The organism is Vibrio sp. 10N.222.46.A1, assembly GCF_041473595.1.
GTDB classification, from domain to species: domain Bacteria; phylum Pseudomonadota; class Gammaproteobacteria; order Enterobacterales; family Vibrionaceae; genus Vibrio; species Vibrio tasmaniensis_A.
In genome coordinates this window covers 1-661 of record NZ_JBFRSN010001640.1, presented here as the reverse complement: position 1 = coordinate 661, position 661 = coordinate 1, and the positions used below count along the sequence as shown (strand labels likewise).

Annotated in this window: 1 protein-coding gene; it reads right to left on the bottom strand. The window is 42.5% G+C overall.

Features of this window, described 5'->3' with window-relative positions; translation table 11 throughout:
- Nucleotides 1-535, bottom strand: a 535-nt coding sequence (locus AB4496_RS28600) for a DeoR/GlpR family DNA-binding transcription regulator (RefSeq protein WP_372133466.1), incomplete at its 3' end; no start/stop codon positions are given.
- Nucleotides 536-661 lie beyond the last annotated feature (126 nt).

Here is a 661-nt window from a genome sequence, read left to right as displayed (position 1 = left end):
GGTCGATACCATCAGCCCCAATAAATAGTTGATCAAAATCGTAAGCACGAAGTACTGACTCTGCGACTTTGCCTTGGAAAGAATCCGAATGGGTATCCCAAGTGCCACCGGTCATTAGCAGTGTTGGTTCGCTTTCCAACTCATTAAGTGCATTAGCAACGTGCAACGAGTTGGTCATCACAACCAAACCACGCTTGCTATTGAGCTGCTGAATTAGCGCCCCTGTCGTGCTACCGCTATCGATCACAATGCGATTATGGTCGCGAATTAAATCTGCCGCGGCTTTCGCTAATGAAATCTTTCGAGTCGAAACTTGTGGACCCAGCTCTTCGTTCACAACCTCTTTCGGTAATGAAATCGCACCACCATAACGGCGCAAAAGCTGACCGTTTTTCTCTAAAGACGCCAAGTCCTTTCTAATCGTGACCTCTGAGGTTTCGAACTTAGCGGATAATTCATCAACACTAACCTCCCCTTTTTCATTCACTAGGTTAGAAATTGCATGTCTTCTGAGCTGGGTGTTTCGTTTCGACATTTAAAAAAGGCCATTAAGTTTCGATGTGAAACATATTATAGTTACAACGAAACTATTTAGCCCATTTATTTTGATCCAAAAAATTAATAAATAGCGATAAAACCTTGTCCTAAGACAATTGTTAAG